At 39.2% G+C, this 22,485-nt stretch carries 21 protein-coding genes; all 21 read left to right on the top strand.

Annotated features, from left to right (window positions below; all coding sequences use genetic code 11):
- Positions 1–42 precede the first annotated feature (42 nt).
- The 21 genes from G7Y45_RS15480 (at position 43) to G7Y45_RS15580 (ending at position 22,457) form a co-directional block, all read left to right on the top strand.
- Positions 43–1,026, top strand: coding sequence for an acyltransferase (locus G7Y45_RS15480; protein ID WP_234212406.1), 984 nt, complete (start codon positions 43–45; stop codon positions 1,024–1,026).
- The gene (gene glf, locus G7Y45_RS15485; protein ID WP_165017713.1) at positions 1,023–2,147 is read left to right on the top strand and encodes a UDP-galactopyranose mutase; all 1,125 of its coding nucleotides are present in this window, start codon (positions 1,023–1,025) and stop codon (positions 2,145–2,147) included. Before G7Y45_RS15480 ends, glf begins: the two co-directional genes overlap by 4 nt.
- Before the next feature lie 5 nt (positions 2,148–2,152).
- Positions 2,153–3,388 carry a glycosyltransferase family 4 protein gene (locus G7Y45_RS15490; protein WP_165017710.1) on the top strand — a complete coding sequence of 412 codons (1,236 nt, stop codon included), beginning with the start codon at positions 2,153–2,155 and terminating at the stop codon, positions 3,386–3,388.
- 5 nt (positions 3,389–3,393) lie between these two features.
- Positions 3,394–4,323, top strand: coding sequence for a glycosyltransferase family 8 protein (locus G7Y45_RS15495; protein ID WP_165017707.1), 930 nt, complete (start codon positions 3,394–3,396; stop codon positions 4,321–4,323).
- 206 nt (positions 4,324–4,529) lie between these two features.
- On the top strand, positions 4,530–5,786 hold the full coding sequence (locus G7Y45_RS15500; protein WP_165017704.1) for a glycosyltransferase: 1,257 nt from the start codon (positions 4,530–4,532) through the stop codon (positions 5,784–5,786).
- A gap of 92 nt (positions 5,787–5,878) precedes the next feature.
- On the top strand, positions 5,879–6,625 hold the full coding sequence (locus G7Y45_RS15505) for a glycosyltransferase family 32 protein (protein WP_165017701.1): 747 nt from the start codon (positions 5,879–5,881) through the stop codon (positions 6,623–6,625).
- Between the two features lie 114 nt (positions 6,626–6,739).
- The gene (locus G7Y45_RS15510) at positions 6,740–8,053 is read left to right on the top strand and encodes a hypothetical protein (RefSeq protein ID WP_165017698.1); all 1,314 of its coding nucleotides are present in this window, start codon (positions 6,740–6,742) and stop codon (positions 8,051–8,053) included.
- Positions 8,016–9,038 carry a glycosyltransferase family 2 protein gene (locus G7Y45_RS15515; protein ID WP_165017695.1) on the top strand — a complete coding sequence of 341 codons (1,023 nt, stop codon included), beginning with the start codon at positions 8,016–8,018 and terminating at the stop codon, positions 9,036–9,038. Before G7Y45_RS15510 ends, G7Y45_RS15515 begins: the two co-directional genes overlap by 38 nt.
- Entirely contained in the window at positions 9,035–10,294 is a 1,260-nt protein-coding gene (locus G7Y45_RS15520; protein ID WP_165017692.1) for a Coenzyme F420 hydrogenase/dehydrogenase, beta subunit C-terminal domain, read from the top strand. The genes G7Y45_RS15515 and G7Y45_RS15520 overlap by 4 nt, the downstream gene beginning before the upstream one ends.
- 21 nt (positions 10,295–10,315) lie before the next feature.
- On the top strand, positions 10,316–11,515 hold the full coding sequence (locus G7Y45_RS15525) for a polysaccharide pyruvyl transferase family protein (protein WP_165017689.1): 1,200 nt from the start codon (positions 10,316–10,318) through the stop codon (positions 11,513–11,515).
- 10 nt (positions 11,516–11,525) lie between these two features.
- On the top strand, positions 11,526–12,956 hold the full coding sequence (locus G7Y45_RS15530; protein ID WP_165017686.1) for an MBOAT family protein: 1,431 nt from the start codon (positions 11,526–11,528) through the stop codon (positions 12,954–12,956).
- 11 nt (positions 12,957–12,967) lie between these two features.
- Positions 12,968–13,879, top strand: coding sequence for a hypothetical protein (locus G7Y45_RS15535; RefSeq protein ID WP_165017683.1), 912 nt, complete (start codon positions 12,968–12,970; stop codon positions 13,877–13,879).
- Positions 13,880–13,885: 6 nt separating this feature from the next.
- Positions 13,886–14,881, top strand: coding sequence for an acyltransferase (locus G7Y45_RS15540; protein ID WP_165167662.1), 996 nt, complete (start codon positions 13,886–13,888; stop codon positions 14,879–14,881).
- 13 nt (positions 14,882–14,894) lie between these two features.
- Complete coding sequence (locus tag G7Y45_RS15545) at positions 14,895–15,872, top strand: glycosyltransferase (RefSeq protein WP_165017677.1); 978 nt, start codon at positions 14,895–14,897, stop codon at positions 15,870–15,872.
- Between the two features lie 184 nt (positions 15,873–16,056).
- Positions 16,057–17,097, top strand: coding sequence for a glycosyltransferase family 4 protein (locus G7Y45_RS15550; protein ID WP_165017674.1), 1,041 nt, complete (start codon positions 16,057–16,059; stop codon positions 17,095–17,097).
- Positions 17,098–17,302: 205 nt separating this feature from the next.
- The gene (locus tag G7Y45_RS15555) at positions 17,303–17,512 is read left to right on the top strand and encodes a hypothetical protein (protein ID WP_165017672.1); all 210 of its coding nucleotides are present in this window, start codon (positions 17,303–17,305) and stop codon (positions 17,510–17,512) included.
- Positions 17,513–17,848: 336 nt separating this feature from the next.
- Positions 17,849–18,568 (top strand): WecB/TagA/CpsF family glycosyltransferase, encoded by a 720-nt coding sequence (locus G7Y45_RS15560; protein ID WP_165017669.1) that lies wholly within the window; start codon positions 17,849–17,851, stop codon positions 18,566–18,568.
- Positions 18,569–18,577: 9 nt separating this feature from the next.
- The gene (locus G7Y45_RS15565) at positions 18,578–19,282 is read left to right on the top strand and encodes a YjbH domain-containing protein (RefSeq protein WP_032539901.1); all 705 of its coding nucleotides are present in this window, start codon (positions 18,578–18,580) and stop codon (positions 19,280–19,282) included.
- Positions 19,283–19,287: 5 nt separating this feature from the next.
- Entirely contained in the window at positions 19,288–20,523 is a 1,236-nt protein-coding gene (locus G7Y45_RS15570) for a hypothetical protein (protein WP_165017666.1), read from the top strand.
- A 31-nt stretch (positions 20,524–20,554) separates the two neighbouring features.
- On the top strand, positions 20,555–21,838 hold the full coding sequence (locus G7Y45_RS15575) for a carboxypeptidase-like regulatory domain-containing protein (RefSeq protein WP_032536108.1): 1,284 nt from the start codon (positions 20,555–20,557) through the stop codon (positions 21,836–21,838).
- Between the two features lie 43 nt (positions 21,839–21,881).
- Positions 21,882–22,457, top strand: a complete 576-nt coding sequence (locus tag G7Y45_RS15580) for a hypothetical protein (protein ID WP_005806877.1) — start codon at positions 21,882–21,884, stop codon at positions 22,455–22,457.
- Positions 22,458–22,485: the final 28 nt, after the last annotated feature.

A 22,485-nucleotide genomic window follows, 5' to 3' on the forward strand; every position in this document is an offset into this window, starting at 1 on the left:
CTGAAAGGGGTATACCTTGTTTGGAGCACTTACTAACCAATTATGACTCTTGCAATCTTTCTGCTTATAATAGTAGCAATCATACTATTCAAACCATCAATGTGTTTTCAATTTGACAAAGATCAAACCATACGGCTGAAAGGCATCCTAGCTGTCTTGATTGTCATGTATCATACAATGAGGGGGATTATTATAGTTGAAAATTGGGGGTATGTCATAGTAAGTATGTTCATGTTTGTTACCGGGTATGGACTAATGGCATCATATGCCAATAAAGGTGAAGTATACTTGCAGACTTATTTCCGCCACAGATTTTTAAAGCTACTTCCTCCGTTAGTTTTGGCCACTACAGGTTTTATGATTATTGAGTATTTGGCTGGACATGGCTCATTTATGCATTGGTTTAATTACTTCAAGCAAACAGGTATACCACCTATTGGTGCAACATGGTATGTCTATTGCATCATATTCTTTTATCTGTTCTTTTACATTTCCATGAAAATCGGAAAAGCCAAAACTACAAAGATAGCCCTATTAACCACCTTGTACATCCTATTTGTTGTCTTTATCAAATATATTGCAAGATGGGATGATTTCTGGTGGTGCTCCTCCTTTTCATTTTTGGTCGGTGTAATGTATGAGACAGCCGAGAAGCATTTACTTCAGAAATTATCCGGCATCAATAGCCAAAGAATATATTCGGCTGTTCTCCTTGGAGTATTGGTTTTGCTTGTTTATTTGCATCATACATACGGTAATGCCCAATCACTATATATATTTGTCAATATTTTGCCTATCGCCCTTGTTATCACAATATACAATTTTGGAATCCCCCCAAGTAGGATCTTTACATTTTTAGGGAGCATTTCATACGAGATTTTCATTGTCCATGATGTGTTTATCTCTTTTTTATATACATTTGCCGTACCTACTGGAATTCTAAAATTCTGTATTGTGATAGTATTATCTATTCCATCAGCATATATCCTAAATAAATTCTGCAGCCATTTATTAAAAAAGATATGACTCATTATGATTATCTAATAGTAGGTTCCGGTCTATTCGGAGCAACATTCGCTTATCGTGCCAAGCAAGAAGGCAAAAAATGTCTCGTAATAGACAAACGACCTCAGTCAGGGGGAAACGTTTATTGTGAAAAGATAGAAGGTATCAATGTCCATAAATATGGCGCCCACATCTTTCATACCTCTAATAAGATGGTTTGGGATTTTGTAAACTCCATCGTCGAGTTCAATCGCTATACAAACTGTCCGGTTGCCAACTATAAGGGTAAACTCTATAATCTGCCTTTTAACATGAATACATTCTATCAAATGTGGGGTGTGATGACTCCGGAAGAGGCAAAGGCCAAGATTGAGGAGCAGAAGAAAGAAGCGATAGAAGTTCTTGGCGGGAAAGAGCCGCAAAACCTCGAAGAACAAGCTCTTACCTTAGTTGGCAAAGATATCTTTGAAAAATTGATTAAGGAATACACCGAAAAACAGTGGGGACGCAAGTGCACGGAACTCCCTGCTTTTATCATAAAAAGGCTGCCTGTACGCATGGCCTTCGATAACAATTATTTCAATGACAAGTATCAAGGAATTCCTGTTGGTGGATATAACAAGTTGATTGAAGGGCTGCTTGATGGCATTGAATGTAGAACCAGTATTGATTTCTTCAATTCCGAGTACAAGGATTGGCGGAAATATGCCGATAAACTTGTATATACAGGAGCGATAGATGAATATTTTGGTTATTCTTTGGGTAAACTTGACTGGAGAACAGTTTATTTTAAAACTCGTATAGAAGACAGTCCCAACTATCAAGGAAATGCTGTAGTAAATTATACGTCTCACAATGAGCCTTTCACACGTATTATTGAACACAAACATTTCGAGATCTTTGGACAAGAGGTATACGATTATCCAAAGACCGTAATTTCTGAGGAGTATTCTACAGAATATAAGGATGGCATGGAACCATACTACCCTGTGAATGATGAACGTAATAATGACTTGGCAGAGCAATACCGTAAACTTGCCGAAAAGGAGGAGAATGTTATCTTCGGCGGCCGATTAGGACAGTATAAATATTATGACATGTCACCGATTGTAGAGCTAGTTCTGAAATTGAAAAACATATAGGCATAATGAAGAAAGTATTGATTTGGGATGATTTCCCGATGAGTAATATAGGTGGTCCGATGGGGTATTGTTATAATATCCATGAATACCTCAAAGATCATCCAACAAAGCAGATAACGTTTTTGTCCGACTTGTTGCCGGAAAGGGAAAGAGGTACATGGGGCAATCCACCTATGCCTAAGAGTGCCCGTAAATTACAGTTGCATCGCATTCTAAGAGGGCTTCACCTTTATGGCATATATGGGAAAGTCGGAGATGTCAAGAATACTTTGAAGGCATATTTATTTGAGCATTATCGGACAGGATGCAAAATCATTCCCGCGACATTGAATCTGAACGAGTATGATATAATCCATTTCCATTGGACAAAACATCTTGCCATCTTCAAACGGGCACACCCGGAGTATAAAGGTAAGACGATGCTCACCTCGCACTCTCCTTGCCCAATATCGGTCGAAGTATTCTCAGAGGAAAACTGGGCACGAATATTCTGGCCGATAGAATTCTCTCGCGAGTGTCATACATATGATGAGGCGGATTATATCATGTTCCCTTGCGAGGGTGCCCGTGAACCATACGAGAAGTATGGTAAGATGAAACGGACTTTTGCCAATAATAATCATAAATTTCACTATAACCCTTCTGCCATTCTTGACTTAAAGGTAGATTCCGGAAAGATACAGAAGTTCTCTGAACTGAGTATTCCTGCCAATGCCTTTGTCATCACTTACTTTGGACGTCATATCAGTGTGAAGGGCTATGATATCCTCAAGCAGGTGGGTCATAGACTTTTGAACAAGTATCCTCATCTTTATTTCCTATGTGCAGGAAAGGGTGAGATCCAACCTTTGAATCATCCGCGATGGATAGAGTTGGGGTTCATTCATAATGCCAATGAGTTGATGTCGCAAAGCAGCCTCTATATCCTCCCTAACCGTGAAACCTACTTCGATCTGGTCACACTCGAAATCTTGCGGGCCGGTATTCCCGTCATTTTGTCAAATACCGGAGGTAACAAATATTTCCACCACTTCTTAAGCGAGGAACTAATGGGCATGGATTTTTTTGACATCAATGATATTGACGATCTAATAGTCAAAGTTGAAAATGTTATCAAGCAGAAATCTGTGGAGCCAGCGAAATATATGGAAAAAAAGGTCGCAAACAGAAATCTGTTTATCAACAACTTTACCATAGATAAGTTTGTGGAACGATATATTAACTTGATTAATAGTTTATAAGAAATATGCACTTACTCTTCGCGACAAATGATGCTTATGTTCCACACGTGGCAACAACATTGGCATCTGTATTTGAGAACAACATGGATATGCAGTTCGTTGTACATGTCATGGCAACGGATATCAGCGATAATAACCACAGAAAACTGAAAAACTTTGTGGAGAAATACCATCATCTGTTGGATGTGAAAATTGTCAATCCTGATGATTTGGAGATTGATTTGACAGTATGTGGCAAATGGGGAATCTTCCCATCTTTGAAACTGTATGCGGCCGACCTTTACCCTGAAGTGAACAAGATGCTCTATGTGGATGCAGACATGATTTGTCTCGGTTCCCTAAAGCCTATTGAGTCTGTAGATATGACTGACTGTTATATCGCAGCACCGACTGATGAGCAGGAGGCAGAAAAGCACAAACAGCGCTTGGACTTGCCGCATGATGCCTTTTATGGCTGTGCAGGCTTGGTATGGTTCAATCTTGACAAATGGCGCAAGGAACATGTTCGCCGGAAATGCTTTGCCTATTTCAACTCCCCCGCCCATCGTGACATTATAAAATGGGGAGAGCAGGATGTTTTGAATAAGGTTTGCCAAGGTTACATCTGCGAACTGCCCATCATATATAATATGTTCAGTTGCTATTGGCTACATCATGGCAGAAACATACCGGAAAGATACCGTGCCAATATAGCTAAGTATAAACAAAATGCAGTGATTATCCACTATATCGATTCCTGCAAACCTTGGTTCAAGGATAACCATTTTCCGCTAAAGAAATACTATTGGAAATATCATCGCTTGACACCTTGGAAATATGAAAGCTACGGCTATTCAAAAGGCTATGAGGGAAAGGTTCGTGCTTTGAAAAGCAGGATCAAACAAATGTTTCATAACCTTGGACTCAAAAAATATGATTATGCCTATGACATTTAACATGAATTCAATGAAAATATAAAAACATGATTAAAAAATTCGTAAGTACTCATTGTATGGCTCTTGACTTATTTTATTAATAGAACTCAATGTAGACTACACACCTTTACAAGCACTATAGCCACACAACGAATACTTACGTGCCTATCGGCACTCACCTGAAAGGCATATACCATTTTTTGGACACTTACGTGCTTACAGAGAATATGATAAAATTTCTAAATATACTGGAAGGATTCAATTATCCTCCTGAAAGTGGTGGTGATCAAGCTGTATATAATGGCATACAACTGCTCAAACACCATCTCGACTATCACATCATAGTGGTTACTGATAATGACAACGCTGTACAGAGATATAAAGCTGATAATCCGGAAGTGGCTATCACCTTCTTTCCTATACGACGAAAAAATCGGATAGAATGTATCCATGCGTTGTGTATGCGTCTTCAACGACTACTATGCCGATGCTCGGGGTACGAAGACATATTGGCTGAATATATGGCTTCGGTTAATGCTGATATACTACGTTATACAAGAATGTATCAATTTATTAATCGGTATATCAAGAATCATGGAATAGAGATTGTGCAAACAGAGTTTACCCGCCCTCTCTATTGGACACAAGGTATCATCGGATCAGCTAAAATAGTGTTTGTACAGCACGAGATACACTATGTAGTAAGAGCTCAACAGATGAATCTACATGAGAACGTATCAGAGAGCGCGCAAATGCTTTATGAGATAGAGAAAAAAAGCGAGATACAGGCTATGAATGGGTGTGATGCCGTGATTACTCTTTCGCATGAGGATAGACATGAGTTACGGAAATCGGGTGTGACGACAAATATATATGCGTCTTTCGCCAAGGTGACGTTACGCGCATCACAGTCGCAGGGGCGTGAGATGTGTTTGACGTTTGTTGGTCCAGAGAAGCATATCCCCAATCGTCAAGGACTAATGTGGTTTTTGGATGAAATATTCGGCGAGTTGCAGCAGAAATTAGAGCACCCCATCGATTTACACATTATTGGAAAATGGAGTACGAAAACCCAAAAAGAATGGTGCGCCAAATATGACCATATTCATTTTGATGGATTTGTTCCCGATCTCACTGCGGCTCTGAGAGGATCGATTCTCATTGTTCCGATACATATCGGTAGTGGTATCCGTATGAAGATACTTGAAGCTGCCAATATTGGCGTTGCTTTTGTGTCTACTTCTGTCGGGTCTCAAGGATTGGGGTTTATTGATGGCGATAATTGTTTTATTGCAGACATAGCTTCAGATTTCATGCAAAAGACCCATAGATTGATTGAGAACGAAGCTTTGCGGCTACGGTTTATTGAGGCAAGTAGACAATATGTGCAGCAAGCATTCTCCGACGAGTCCTTTGTAAAAAGTAGAATGGTTTGCTATAATAACCTGACAAAATCTAATGGCATGATTGAAGATAACGCATAAACATGATGCAACGATTAAAGGATATTACCGTCAGCTACCATTGTATCGACAAAACAAAGAGTTTAAAATTGAATAAAGATAATTAAAGAATAATGATACCCAAAGTTATACATTATTGCTGGTTTGGCAGAAACCCTATACCTGCCGAATATCAGCGATATATCAATAGTTGGAAAAAGTTTCTCCCGGACTACGAAATCAGAGAATGGAACGAGGACAACTATGATGTTCATTGCATCCCTTTCAGCAGCGAGGCTTATGATGTGAAGAAGTTTGCATACGTAAGTGACTATGCCCGGCTAAAAATTCTTTACGAGCATGGAGGCGTTTACTTTGACACGGATGTTGAGGTGATAAAGAGCATGGATGATATCCTTGCCCATGGAGCATGGATGGGTATAGAAAAGCATACCTCCACACCGGAGGCAGACGACATGGTGAATGTGGGCATCGGATTTGCCGTAGAGCCACATCACCCTATCATCAGAGAAGTGATGACTTTTTATGAGAATACCCATTACATTTTTCCTGATGGACACATGGTGCAAATCCCAATTGTTCCTGTCGTAACAAATGTATTGCAAAAGCATGGCATGCACAGCAAAGTAGACAAGCCAACAAATATAGAGGGCATAACCGTCTATCCTTGGGATTATTTCTGTCCCATAGAGTTTATGTCGAATAGACTTGAGATAACGGAAAATACCCGCACCATCCATCATTACTCTGCAACCTGGATGTCCGGGAAAGATAAATTCATGATGTGGAAAGGGTATTTCTTCAGAACCAATATCCTGGGACGCGGAATTAAGGCTGCAATCAGCAGGCTAAAAAGATAAAGTCCCCAATGCGTATAAACATAAGCATTCAAATGAGATCCTCCCAAAAGTACTTATCGCAAACCCAAATAAAAAAGGAATATTGGACAGCTAAACTAAAGCGTATATTGAAATATGGATAAAAGAAAGCTTCTCCACTTATCAATTCTGTGGGTGATTTACGGTTCCTTAATTAATCGATTTATATGGAACAACCAATTGATAGCTATAATACCGGATATTTTACTATGTATTCTTCTCTTTATGGAGAAACCATGCAAAGAAAAAAATAGCCTGCAATTATATGTAGGAAAGGCTGTGATATCCGTCTTTTACAGCATATTGATATTGGGAGTAATTTCTTCACTCATAAGTTTTACCCCCATGACTGCCACAATATGGGGTGCCAGGCAATTCTTCCGTTATGGTTTAATGACCTATATGATTCTACTTTATTTTAGGCCAAGGGATATAATATGGGGACGGAAAGTTTTATATCAGTCTTTTTTATGGAATATGGTTTTTGTGATAGTAGAGTTTGCTTTAGGACAAACAGGCGATGCTATGGGCGGAACATTCAGTGGTAATGGAGAGTTGTCTATCTATCTTACGGTTATCGCCTTTATTGCAGAGATGGAATATTTGCAACATAGATTATCTATTCAAAAGTTCATAGCAGTATGTTGCTTATGCTTTGCAACAAGTATTCTGGCAGAGCTTAAGTTACTTTATATACTGTTACCACTTACGCTATATGGAGGTTATGTACTATTAAATAAATTCAACATTAAACATGTGATTATTTTAGTAATAGCATACTTTTCAATGATCCCGGTCATGAAGTTTGCGCTCTTACTTTATTATGACGAAAACTATGTAGAGTCGGTTTTTGATAAGGAGGAAATGGACAAGTATCTCGAAAACGATTATGGGCTTCAATCCGGCACTTACCGATTGTTAAGCTTCAACCGGAACACTTGTATAGAACGGAGCTCCGTTATTCTTTCACAAGAATCTAAAACTTTCTTAATTGGAAATGGCATAGGCTCATTAACACAATCACAACTGTTCAAAACACCTTTGGCTGATATGTATTTTCCCACTTTCTATTTTTTCTTTACTTTTTCATATATTCTATTAGAATTAGGATGGTTAGGATTTATACTCTTCCTCCTATTTTATGCCCTTATAGCTTATCGTTTTTATAGATACTACCAAAACACAAAAGACAGTATTATCAAATACTGGTCATCAATTGGTATTTTCATGGCATGTGTATCTTATATTTTTATGTGGTATAATCCTGTTCCCTATGTAGCCTACTACTTTCCATTCATTCTTTTCAGCTTATGTTTTGTCGGAATAAAATTCCGTAAACAAAAGCTTTCCATGAACAAATATATAAATAAAAATGACTCCCAAAGTATCTGTCATCGTCCCCGTGTATAACGTCGAGCGATACCTTGACCGTTGCATACAATCTCTTTTAAATCAAACATTAAAAGAAATAGAAATAATTCTTGTTGATGATGAATCACCGGATAAGTGTCCACAAATATGCGATAGATATGCCCAACAAGATTCTCGTATCAAAATTATACATAAAAAGAACGAAGGATTGGGAATGGCACGCAACAGCGGCATAGAAATAGCATCAGGTGAATACGTGACTTTCTGTGATTCTGATGACTTTGTGGAGTCTGAAACCTATGCATGTGTATATAACTGCTGTAAATCTCAAGATTTAGATATGTGCTGTTTCCAACACCAACGTGTAACACAAGAAGGCATTATTCTTCCCAATAAACATAAAGTAACCGAGGAATTTTTCGAAGGAGCTAATGTGAAGAACTTCTTAATGGGAATAATAGGTAAAGATGCAACCAATAAACATAGTAAAACTTATGGTATGAGTTCCTGCATGGCTGTTTTTCGGAGAAGTATCTACATAGACAGTGGAGTACGTTATCCGAGCGAACGATTAATCGCCTCAGAAGACCTCGTTTTTTTACTTTATATTTTACCTCATGTTCAAAAAATAAAGATTCTGCCCAATATATTCTATAACTACACGATAAACCCCTCTTCTATTTCGCAGAATTACTCAGCACAGAAACATACTCGACTCATCAATTTGCTGCATGAAGTAAAAAAATATTGTGATGAAAACTTTGAGTATAATGATTATAAGAACCACTATTTCACTCAGCTTTTACGCATTTTCAAGATAATCTTAAAACATATTTCTCTAAGCAATGAATCCTTCATACAGAAAATGGTTCATCTAAGTAGTGAAACAAAACATCCATTACTGCAGCCCTTTTATCAAGATCCCATTTCTCAGAAATATGGATGGTATGACAATCTTTATATCTTCGCAATGAAACATCATCTTTCTTTGTTTTTTATTATTTTATATCATTTTAAACGATGAATAATCTACCCAATATAAACTATACTGTTTATCATGACCTATGTACAGGGTGTGGTATATGTAAAAGTGCATGTCCTTCACATGCTATTAAAATAACCACAAAAAATGGTTGTTTCCACCCATCTATCAATGACCAAATTTGTAAAAACGATAAAGGCTGCCATCGTTGCTACGACGTTTGCCCCGGTATTGGGATCAACCTTGTTAAAATAGCCCAAATAAATTTTAAGGGCACAAACAATGATGCATTAGCAGGACATTATCTAAAATGTTTCTCAGGACATAGCAATGATTACTCTATACGCTATCATAGTGCCTCAGGAGGTATGGTTAGTCAATTTCTAATTTACCTTTTAGAAAACAACCATATAGACGGGGCAGTAGTTACTGCTTTTGATAAAAAAGCTCCATTGATGGTAAAATCTTATATTGCTACTACACCCCAAGACATTTTAGAAGCTAAAAGTAGCAAATATTCTCCAGTATCACTACATGGCATCATAGAAAAGATAAAGCAAGCAGCAGGAAGCAGGTATGTAATTGTGGGCTTACCATGTCATATAGAAGGATTTAGAAAATACGAGGCACTGGATAAACATTATAAAGAAAAAATAGCCGGATATTTTGCTATCTATTGTTCGTCAGGACGCAGCTTTTATCTGACAGAATATATCTTTAAAGAAAGAGGGATCAATCGAAATGCCTTAACGTACTTCGCTTATCGAGATAATGGGTGCTTGGGTAATATGGTTGCAAGGGGAGAAGGCATTCAGCATGAAGAGAGATTTCAAAACTATTATCATCCGCTTCGAAGCTTTTTTGTGCCAAATCGATGTACTATGTGCATCGATCATTATGGAGAGTTAGCCGATGTTTGTTTCGGAGACATACATATTGCTCCTTATATAACAGACAAGATAGGCGTGAACTCGATAATTGTACGTAATCCTAAAATGCTACAATGGTTATTAGAGGCCCAAAAGGCAGGTTCAATTACTTTAGACGAAATATCTGTAGAGACTGTGAATAAAAGTCAGGTAATGGCAAGAATAAAAAAAGAAAGAAATTCCACATTTATTCGGATAAATAAGATTTTAGGATTTAAGACACCTCAATATGATATTGATTTAAAAAGCAGTAATCAAACCAAATGGTTAATATCATACATCCATACCTGCATTCAACAATTTATCGGTCGAAATAAAAAACTATGGTTTCTTATACCTTTGCTAAAGAAAAAAGCGCCTAAAGAATAATTAAAAACAGCATTGAATATTATGAGTAAAAAGAAAATTGGTGGTGTGATTGTCAGTGACCTGAATCACACCAATTATGGATCATGTTTACAAGCTTATGCTACTATGAAAATCGTACAGGCTTTAGGTTACGACTTAACTTTTATCAAGTATATAAAACAACGTAATGTATGGGATTGGTTGAAAATAGCCCCGGGCCTAATGCTGAGTGGAGGTTTTGAACTATTAGCCCAAAAAAAGAAGTTTAAAGATGATTGTAAAAGATATCCGGATTACATGTCTAATCAGCAAATACGCCTCAATGCAACTAACGCTTTTAAAAAACAAGAATTTGTCCCTTTTTTTAAGGAATATAAAGGGTATAAATCCCTTTGTGAAGGCTCTAAACTATTCGATGCTGTATTTGTAGGAAGCGACCAAGTGTGGCGCCCCTTTGGCTTTTATAGTAACTATTGGAATCTGAATTTTGTGGACGACCGTGTACCTAAATTTTCTTATGCTTCAAGCTATGGTGTTTCTTCCATTCCATCAATACAACATAAAGGAACTAAACGATATTTAGAAAGAATGGACATGGTTTCAGTTCGCGAAACGAAAGGGAAAGAAATTGTCGAACAATATTCGAATCAAAAAGCACAAGTGGTGAGTGATCCAACAATGCTTTTAACTTGTAAGGAATGGTTGGAATTTGCTTCACATTCGCATAAAGAAACACCAACAGAGCCTTATATTTTTTGTTATTTTTTAGGTTCTAGGGAAGATATCCGCAAAGAAGCAGCAAAACTATCAATGCATACAGGTTTTAAAATTGTAATTATGCGCCACATGGATGAGTATGTACCTGCCGATGAAACCATTGGTGATTATGCACCATACGATATCAATGCATGGGATTTTGTTAAATTATTGAGTAATGCAGCCTATGTGTGCACAGATTCATTTCATGGAACAATTTTTTCTATCTTGACACATCGAAAATTCACCACTTTTTATCGAGTAAATCCTAAAAGAGGAAACTCTACTCATAGTCGCATTGACAGTCTCTTAACCTTGTTTCAACTTACAGATAGAAAATTCAATGGAGACATATTGGCAATTAAGAATGAAATAGATTATGCAAAAGTTGATAATGCACTAAATACATATCGGCAAAAGTCTTTAGATTTTTTTAAAAAGGCTTTAGCACTCTCTAACACACAAACGATTATATCACGACCTTGATTTCCAAACTATGATTTTTAATTCATTCCAATTTCTTTGGTTATTTCCGCTGATTTTTGGAGGATATTATGCCATTAGCTATTTACAGGGGAAAAAGGAACAGGGTAAGGAAAGCAATGTGCTGTTGCTCCTGGTTTCATACGCCTTGTATATGCAATATGTACCTTGGTGTGCATTCGTATTATTATGGGTAACTTTGGTTACCTATTCCATGGCACTATGCGTCACAGTTTCAAACAAAAGTAAAAAATTAATTTGCTGGCTGGGGACGATATCAGGTATCGCCCCATTGGTTATCTTCAAGTACTATAACTTTATTATTGATAATGTAAACGATATGTTAGGACATGGGAACCTACCGGGATTAAACTGGGCCATTCCTATCGGCATCTCTTTCTTTAGCTTTCAGGCTATAGGCTATTTGGTGGATGTATATAGGCAGCGGATACCTGCAGAGCGGAATTTCTTGGATTATGCTCTGTTCGTAAGTTTCTTCCCCCAGATTATGTCCGGTCCTATCAGCCGGGCTTCCGACTTACTACCTCAGATAAAGAGTAAGCGTACATTTGATGAAACCAAGGCCGTGCAAGGCTTAAAGTGGCTACTGTGGGGAATGTTTCTAAAGACAGTAATGGCAGACAGGCTGGGATTGTATGTTGACAGCGTGTATGATAACTTTCAATATCAGTCCGGGGGGGCTTGTTTGGTTGCCTCGTTTATGTACACGATGCAGATTTATGGTGACTTTGCAGGTTATTCACTAATGGCTATAGGTGTAGGCAGACTGATGGGCTTTGACTTGGTGAACAACTTCAATCGCCCTTACTTTGCTGCAAGTATTACGGAATTCTGGAAACGATGGCATATATCCTTGACTCGTTGGCTCACTACCTATATTTACATAGAATTGGGTGGAAATCGTTGTTCCAAACTTCGCCAGTATTGGAATATTATGGTAACATTCTTGGTCAGTGGAGTATGGCATGGAGCAAATTGGACCTTTATTCTTTGGGGGCTGATGCACGGCTTATTACAATGCGCAGAAAAGATATTGGGTATTGACCCTAAGGGGAAATATGCCAATCTTCCTTTGTACCGAAAATTGAAACCTGTCCGAATATTGGTTACATTCCTCTTAGTAAATATCGCATGGATTCTGTTTCGTTTACCTTCATTAGACGTTGCAAAGATTGTATTTGGCAAAATCCTTACATGGGAAGGTTCCGGATTATTTTTACCATCCAACTCCACATTGGGCTTTATGCTGATTTCCCTCACGATTGTGATAAGCAAAGAAATTTGTGAAGAATATTTCCCAGGAATCCAGTTATTCTATAATCGGAGTGTGATTGTGAGATGGTTTTCTTATTTAATGGTTATTGGCCTCATCATGCTTTGTGGTGTGTTTGATTCTTCCCAGTTTATTTACGTAAAATTTTGATCGCATAAAAAATGAAAAGATTTTTGCTAAGATTAGTTTTGCTACTTGCCTTGGTTGCCGGTCTCGATGCCTTATGCGGTTTCTTTTTTCAAAGATTAACAAAATCAGCGATAGGGGGTGATACTGCACGCAATGAATATATTGCCAACAAGGTGACGGCTCCGGTATTGATTTTTGGTTCCAGCCGAGCCATTCACCATTATGACCCAAGAATATTCAAAGACAGCCTTGAAGTGGATTGTTACAATTGTGGGCAAAACGGCATGGGCATTGTCCTCTTTTATGGCAGATACAAGATGATAACACAAAGATATATCCCAAAGTTAATCATCTATGATGCACTTGCAGGATTTGATATAGAAGAGAATGACAACTATGGTTATCTGACATGGTTGAAGCCTTATTATCAGAATGCCGGAATTGATAGTATCTTTTGGCAAATTGAACCGAAAGAACGTTATAAAATGTTTTCGATGATGTACCGTTATAACGACAAGATATTACAAATGCTTACTGACAATGTAAAAAACATCAGAGTGGATTACGATGGTTATCGCCCCGGTGAAGGTATCATGAATTATGAGGTGAGGGAAGAGAAAGAACCTTCGAATGTAAAAGTAGATAGCACAAAAATGTATTTCATGGAAAGGTTTATCCAAAATTGCAAGCATAACGGGACTCGGCTTGTGTTTACCTTCTCCCCATTCTATGGCGGCAACAAGCATCTGCATCAGACTTATGCGGCCATCTATGAATTGGCGGAAAAATATAAGATTCAAGTTATCTCACATTACAATGATGAAGATTTGATTCATCGTAAAGATCTGTTCTCGGACTCGTACCACATGAACCATGCAGGTGCAGAGATTTATTCGAAAAGGTTGGCACATGAAATAAAGGGTATGTTTAATTTTATACAATAACATCAAATGGCTTTTCAGCAACGTAAATCGAACATAGAGTTATTACGCATTGTAGCTATGGCTATGATTGTAGTGTATCATGTCATTATACATGGAATTGCCCCTACGGGAATACTCCCCAAAACAATTCCGCCAATGCTATGTGCGCCTGTAATATTCGGAGTAAACCTATTTGTCCTCATCTCCGGTTATTTTGGCATTAAGCTATCTTGGCGATCGTTTCTCTCACTAATGTGGATTATAGCCTTCTATAAACTGTTTCACCTATGTGCCGATACTTTCTTCCTAAAAATAGAACATCCCATATTTGAATGGATAGCAAAACCATTCAGCGGTCCAATATCAGGAGGAGGATGGTTTATTGACATTTATGTATTACTCATGCTCTCCTCACCCCTATTGAATAAATTGTTATCTGTGCTTAATCGGCATGACTACCGGATCGGATTGGGAATATTACTGCTTTTTGATGTTGGTTATGGCTTTTTATTTCATAAACATTTTGACGCTTCCGGATACAGTCTTTTACATTTCATATTACTCTATTATATTGGAAATGGGCTACAAAAAATATCACAAAAGAGCTCTATTGCATCACATAGAAGGAGGTATTTAATCATTTTGTGTATCACATTAACACTTTCCATTCTTTTGCAAGGGACTCAATGGGGAGTAAGATTAGCCACATCTTACTCTTCACCTCTCGTTTTAGTTGGAACTGTCTGTCTTTTTATGTTTTTTGCCAATCTCTCTATCAGCTATAACTCCATCATAAACTGGGTAGCGAGTTCCATGTTACCTGTTTATCTTATACATGAAGGGGGAAACGTATCTCATTGGTATTATTCACAAATAGGTACGTGGATTAAAGAGTTATCGATAAATGAATTTATTATTCATACAATTCTCCTTATAATAATTCTTTTCATTTTTGCCATACTCATAGACCAACCTCGCAAATGGATATGGAAATTACTGCTAACTAAAATCGGTTCAACATAGTCTATAAAAAAGTATGAAAACATTATATATCGGTACACCCTATAACCACGATTTATGGAAAGAAGGGAAAAATCCGTCTCACTGGCTCTATGGAGCATGCGAAATGGAAGAGGACGGGCATGAAGTGATTTGGGAACAGGAGCAATACAATTTATTCAATGACTTGAGTTTAATCAAACGGCATAAGCCTGATATAGTATTCATCCCCAATTTGAATCTGCAGGCACATAAATTGTTATTGTTGCTGGCAGCTTTCAATGGAATACAAATTCCGATTTTCGCTTATCTGCATCATACGCCAAACGGTGGTAACGGATTCAAGAGGATGCTTTACCGATTGTTGTTAAAAGGAGTGAGACACTTATTCTTCTTGTCAGAACTGACGATGCAAGAAAGCATTGAAGGCAAATATATACAGAAAGGGAAATGTTCTGTACCCGGATGGGGAGCGGATATGAATTTCTTCGCCAAAGTACCCGTGACAGATAATGGATATTTTGTAAGTACGGGGAAAGAGCAGCGCGATTTTGATATGTTGATTGAGGCGTTTCGACGCACCGGTGTCCCACTAAAAATCATTACCTGCAAAAGTCATGCGGGCAATAACTTTGAGAACCTCCCGGAACGATGCGAAAACATTCCTAATATTGAGGTAATAATCACCGAAAACAGCGGCAATGCCTATCCAATGATGGTACAAGCTATGGCTGATGCCAAAGCATTGGTTTGCCCATTACGTCAGGATAAACTGAACTACTGCGTAGGGCTGTCCACAATTGCCGATGCTGAGGGATTGCAAAAGCCACTAATTATAACCCGTAACCCTTATCATTCGAAAGAGCGTATCCGGCCATTTCATGCAGTAAAGACATTGGAAGATTGGATAGAAGCTATTAACGAAATACGAACATCAACCAAGGGAATGCTTGATCACCAATATAACATGCAAAGATGTTATAAAAAAATGAGGACTATCATGTTTAAAAAATAAGCTACATATACCGGAAAAGGAAGATTGTCTGAAAAAGATTTACCCAATTCAACACATTGATGAAACAAAGAAATATTAGTATAGATATACTGAAATGTATAGCAGCACTGTTAATTACCAATTCGCACATGGGGAGTGAATTTTACGTATGAAACAATAATGTTTTATAAATAGAAAAAAGAATATGACTAAAGTTCTAGTAATAGCTACCTCCCATAAAACCAGAGGAGGTATCACCTCTGTCGTAAAAGCACACGAAACAGGAGAACAATGGAAAAAGTTCCATTGCAAATGGATTGAAACACATAGAGATGGAAATAGCATAAGAAAATTATGGTATTTCATAAAAAGTTTCTTCAAATATTTATATTTCCTACCTTTCTATGATTTAGTACATATACATACCAGTGAACCTCCCTCCGCGCTACGCAAATGCCTTTTCGTGTGGTTGGCAAAAGTGTGGAAAAAAAAAGTAATAGTGCATTTCCATGCCTTCTCACCAGAAACAACAGTCCACGGAAAATATAAATGGGTATATCGCTACCTATTCAATAAAGCGGATGCAATAATAGTATTGTCTGAGATGTGGAAAGGATATGTATATCAAGCTTTTCAATTAGGAAATAAAATACAGGTGATTTATAATCCATGTACCACTGAAATATCTAATATAAAGTATAAGAAAAAAAAATATATACTTTATGCTGGAACCATAAATGCGCGAAAAGGATATGCAGATATGATAAAAGCTTTTGCACAAATATTTTCTCACCATCCAGATTGGCAACTTGTATTTGCCGGTAATGGAGAAATTGAGAAAGGATTATCATTGGCTAAAGAGCTTGGCATTGAAAAACAGACAATCTTCTTAGATTGGGTAAATGGAAAAGCCAAAGATAAAATCTTTAAAGAAGCTACTATCTTCTGCTTACCTAGTTATGCAGAAGGTTTTCCCATGGCTATATTAGACGCTTGGGCATATGGGCTCCCAGTCATTACAACCCCTGTGGGAGGAATACCAGATATTGCAATAGACGGCATCAACTTACTAATGTTTACTCCCGGTGATATTAACAAGTTAGCTAAACAAATGGAAAAACTGATTTATGATAAAGAATTAAGGGACAAAATATCACAAGAATCAACCCAATTAGCAAATACAGTATTTAATATAAAAAACATAAATAAGGAAATTGAAAATCTTTACAACTCATTCATCAAATAGGTACTCTTTGTATAGTTCTTGACTTGAATCATCTATCGCTCTATCCGAAAATCATAGCAGAAGTTAATAAAATAATCGTATTTTTGCCATACTATTACATAAAAACGATATAGTTGATACTAATGTCTATATAACCCGAATGCAAGTGTACAACTTGTTTGGAAAAGAAAACATTGATTAGAAACCAAGGCAAGATGTCAACATCTTGGGAGGGATCAATGACAGTGGCAAATCGACATTGCTAAAATATGGATATTCACTACTGCACAATGGTTTTCTGGATGCAGAACAAACAGAAATGGCAGAAGGGATAGAAATTGAATTCTTGAACGGATATAAACTGAATTGGAAAAAAGAAAAAAAGAGTCTGCCGAATATGTACGGGAAGAAGGATATGAATATTATGGCAACCTGAAAGAAATAGATAATGAAGGAAAAATAACGATTCAAAAATTATAAAAACGATTTATGATATCAATCCGAATATGCAAATCATCTTGTCGACTCACGCACCAAGCATGGTGGAAGGCTGGTTTGACCATATGAAGGAGATGGAACAAATTACAAAAGGATATTTCCTCCAACAGCCTAAAGATGCTCAAAAACATCTTTTTTACATCGAATAGTTTTCTCTTTACAAGAAAAAGCATACCTTTGCAAAGAAATTCTTACCACATCATTCGAAAGCCTGTTCTTCGTGACAGGTAACAGCGTAGCGTACTTATAATCACCCATTCCTTTTTCACAAAACATGTTGAAGCTTAAAACAGTTTCACTCCTGAAGCACAGGAGTGACTTATCGGTATTGCCTAAGGGTAAATTATTGATAAACACGATTAATGCCCATTCATATAATACGGCGCTGAAAGATGCTGAATTTGCAGAAGCTTTGCTCAAAGGCGGAGCACTGATTCCGGACGGGGCAAGCATGGTGCTGGCTTTCAGGTGGCTCCGGAAAGAGAGCATAGAACGTACCGCCGGATGGGATCTTTTTGAATATGAAATGGGACGGTTGAACCGGAAAGGAGGCATCTGCTACTTTCTGGGAAGCAACGGGAATACACTTAAGCTGATTAAAGAAAAAGCTAAAACCATATATCCGAATATTCAGATCAAGACTTACTCTCCTCCCTACAAACCGGAGTTTACACAAGAAGAAAACCAAATGATGATAGATGCCGTAAATGCGGTAAAGCCAGACTTATTATGGATAGGCATGACGGCTCCCAAACAAGAGAAATGGGCATATACGCATCTGGATGAACTGGAGGTGAACGGACACATAGGAACCATTGGAGCGGTATTCGACTTCTTTGCGGGTACGGTGGAACGTGCTCCGGTCTGGTGGCAGGAGCACGGGTTGGAATGGCTGTATCGCCTGATCAAAGAGCCTAAACGGATGTGGCGCCGGTATATCATCGGAAATGCCTTGTTCCTATGGAACATCACCAAAGAAAAATTCTCCATATAACATAAATCAATGAGATTAAAAAAAGCAGTATTAACGGTCTGTGTAATGGTGATGGCATCGGGAATCAAGGCACAGTACACCATGGGGACAACGGGGATGATGAACATTCCGACCGCCGAGATGCAGCAGACGGGAACGTTTATGATCGGTGGCAACTACTTGCCCAAAGAACTGAATCCGTTTAAATATAATTCCGGAAACTATTTCGTGAACATCACTTTCTTTTCATTTCTGGAATTGAATTACCGTTGCATCTTGCTGAAAAGTGACTATATGGCTACAAAGCCCAAATTCAATCAGCAGGACAGGTCTTTATCAGTCAGGATACGTCCGCTGAAAGAAGGTAAATATTGGCCGGCAGTAGTCATTGGAAGTAACGACCCGTTCAAAGACAAGGGTACAAATTATTTCGCGTCCGTATACGGAGTGGTTACAAAGAACTTTATGATAGGCGAACATCGACTGGCAGCGACCGCAGGTTACTATCACCCATTGAGTAAAGACAAGTATATCTTACAGGACGGCATATTCGGCGGCCTCAGCTATACTCCCTCCTTTTGCAAACCACTGTCCGTCATGGCCGAGTATGACTCCGACGGATTTAACGTAGGAGCAGCAGCCAAATTATGGAAACATCTCTCACTGAATGTATTTACCCGGGAGTTTAAATGTATTTCTGCCGGAATACGATATGAATGCGTTTTAATCCATTAATCCGTATGAAGAAGAAATTGATAATTATAATCGGCCTGCTCCTCTCCTGCCCTGTCATGATCCATGCGCAAGTGGCCCGTAAACTCAGGGAGCTGGGTCTGGAGAATATCCGCACAGCCGAAGCCGGGGGAACAACCATCGCTGCTTTTGAGGACAATGTATATCGGGGAACTTATCGCGGAATAGGAAAAGCGATTGTCGCCGGAATGGAAGGCATAAGTAACGGAAATCTGGAACTGGTGGCGCTGGACGGAAACGGCATTCCCCAACTGAGTATCTGTCTGCCGGATACATTGATAACCGGTTACAAGGCCGGTAAGATAACGCTGAAAGAGGTATACGAACGAATGGGCCTGAGTTACAGCACCGACCGTCCCATGCGGTTATTGAAGGAAAGCACAGAAGTGATCAACCGCTCGGCATGGAAAGCGGACATCGTCCTGTATCCGGAAGTGTCTTTAGAAAACTCGACTTTTGAAAAATTATATTCATATACGGTGAATCTGTCTCCTGCCGTGGAAATGGCTTTATGGAAAGGAGCAGAAGCAACAGCACAGGTAGTTTTCCCCATCGCAACCAATATGAAAGGGGAATACCGGAAGATACGGCCGGGTGTGATGACACTCTCACAGGAGATAAGGTTCCGTAACAACTTTCTGGGACGTATCGTGATAGGTAACTTTACCAATCACCGGATCGGCGCACAGGCGGAAGTGAAATACCGCACCGGGAACGGACGGGTGGAACTGGGCGCACAGATAGGAACAACCGGATATTCGGCCATCACGGACGAAGGATGGTATATCGGGACAAGGCAACGCATCAACGCGGCCGTGAAAGGTTCGCTCTATGTTCCGCAATTCAATGTCCAATTGGATTTACAGGCCGGAAGGTATCTATACGGCGACTACGGAATAAGAGGTGACTGCACACGCCACTTCGGAGAATATGCTGTGGGAGTATACGCCATGTACGTAGAAGGAGAGGTCAACGGGGGCTTTCATTTTGCCATCCCGTTGCCCGGAAAGAAATGGAACCGGAACCATGCTATAAGAATCAAGCCGGCCGAATTCTTTTCAGCCGAATACAGCATGGTGTCATGGGGTGAGTATGCCGATAAGAAAATGGGATATACCTATCAGACACGTCCGGCAGAGAACCGGAGCAGCGGATACTTCCAACCGGAATATATGCGATACTTCCTGATCAGAAGTATCGAAAAAGAGAGAAATAAAAAGTAATTTTAATATTTTCTTAATGACAAAAATGATTATGAAAAAAAGTGACTTATTTAAGATAGGTGTGTTGCTGGTGGCAACCACCTTGGGAACAACCGGATGCTCTTTCGGCGAAGACGAGAAGAAGCCGGAAATAGTAGTGGACCCTGCCGAGAAAACGATAGAGTACTACATCGCAGGTAAAGTTACGGAAGGAAGCACTGCTCTGCCCGGTGTGGAAGTAAAGGCAGGCGAGGCTACAGCTACCACAGATGCAGAAGGAGCATACAAACTGACGGTAGACAGTAAGAAAGCATATACCGTTACTTTTACAAAGGAGGGATACCTGAGTATAGATAATGCACAGGCCACCATTGCAGACAATGCGGAGAACCGCAGCATGGTGAGCTTAAGCGTAAAACTAAGCAAGCAGAGTCCCGCCAAGGAAATAGATGCCGAAGCGACAGAAGAAATAATTGTAACAGACAAAGGGCACAGTGACATGACAAAGGCGGAAGCAGCCGTAATTGTCCCCCCTGGAGCGATTGAAACAACAACCAACGTAAGCATCACTCCTTATGAAGAGCCTGCAGCCGCCACAACTACCGTGACAACAGGAACTGTGGAAACTCCGGTGGCTATTGCCAATATCGAAGTGGCAACAACAGAGGCTGTAACTCTTGCCAAACCGGTCACGCTGGCAGTGGTGAACAAAGCCTCGGAGAATGCCACATTTGAGGACGTGGAAGTGTACAACCAGAAAGCGGCAACAAGAGCCGGAGAAAGCTGGGACAAAGTGGCTGATGCTGCCTATGACGTGGCATCGAACAGCTATACATTTACATTACCTGCCGGAGCAACACTGTCCGGCAAGTATTCAATGCGTATCAAAAGTAGCAAGACTACCGGTTCTGAGCAAATAGGCGAGACAAACAAAGAGGAGAAAAAGAGTAACGAAGGAAATATGACAGCCATCCCTGAATATAAAATCAACTTTGAGGCAACAGCCGGATGGGAATATACAGTGACTCCGGAAACAGCATTAACCAATGCCGGTGTAAACGCTACGGATGCAAAAGGAATGGCATCTATGATCAACAGTGCCATCGAAGCGCAAGAAGGCACGACAGGCATATACAAAGTGAATCAGGAACTGGTGGCCGGTATCAGCGGTAATCATATTCTTTATTACCTGAACCAGGCCAAATATTGCGAAAAGAAATACACGTTCAAAATCAGTGGCGGAAGAACTGTAACGATTACTCTGAAATTTTATACGGGAATGAAGATAACTTACACGAATGTGGAAGCAAGCCAGCACTCGGGAGGTAAAGTTTAAAATCGATCCTGTAAACACCATTCTTTTAATAAATAACTAAATTATGAAGCTGAATAATATAAAAACAGTATTGCTCTTGGTAGGATTGCTGATGGCATTCGGAAATATGAAAGCACAGGACAATCCGTTCAAACCGGAATGGTTTGTGTCGGGAGGTATAAATGGACTATCGGCTTTAAACGGTTCGGCAAGCAACATGCTGGGCGGTAAAGTATCCGGTGGAGTGTGGCTAAACAAGATTATCGGTCTGCGTGTCAACGCAGAGGCCGGTAATGTGTGGCTGAAAGACGGATACAACGCTGTAACGGCAGGTGCCGGAGCAGACATCATGGTGAGCTTGATGAAGAACTATACAAATGAAGACAGCAAGTTCCGGCTGAATGCGATTTTCGGACTGGGATACAACTACTATTCATTTGATAACGACTTTCCGAATTTATCAAAAACGAATACGATAAGCGGTAATTTCTCTCTGCAGGCTGCCTTCAAACTGAACTCGAAACTAAGTGTCTTTGCAGAACCGGGAATTAAAATCAGCACCAAGTTCTATGATGTGGAAAATAAGGATGATGTGTTTGCCGCCGGCATGATGACCGTAGGCGTAATATACAAATTCTAATAACTCAGAGATTCTCCACAGAATACAC

Origin of the sequence: Bacteroides sp. ZJ-18 (assembly GCF_011038705.2) — a bacterium.
Lineage (GTDB): Bacteria > Bacteroidota > Bacteroidia > Bacteroidales > Bacteroidaceae > Bacteroides > Bacteroides hominis.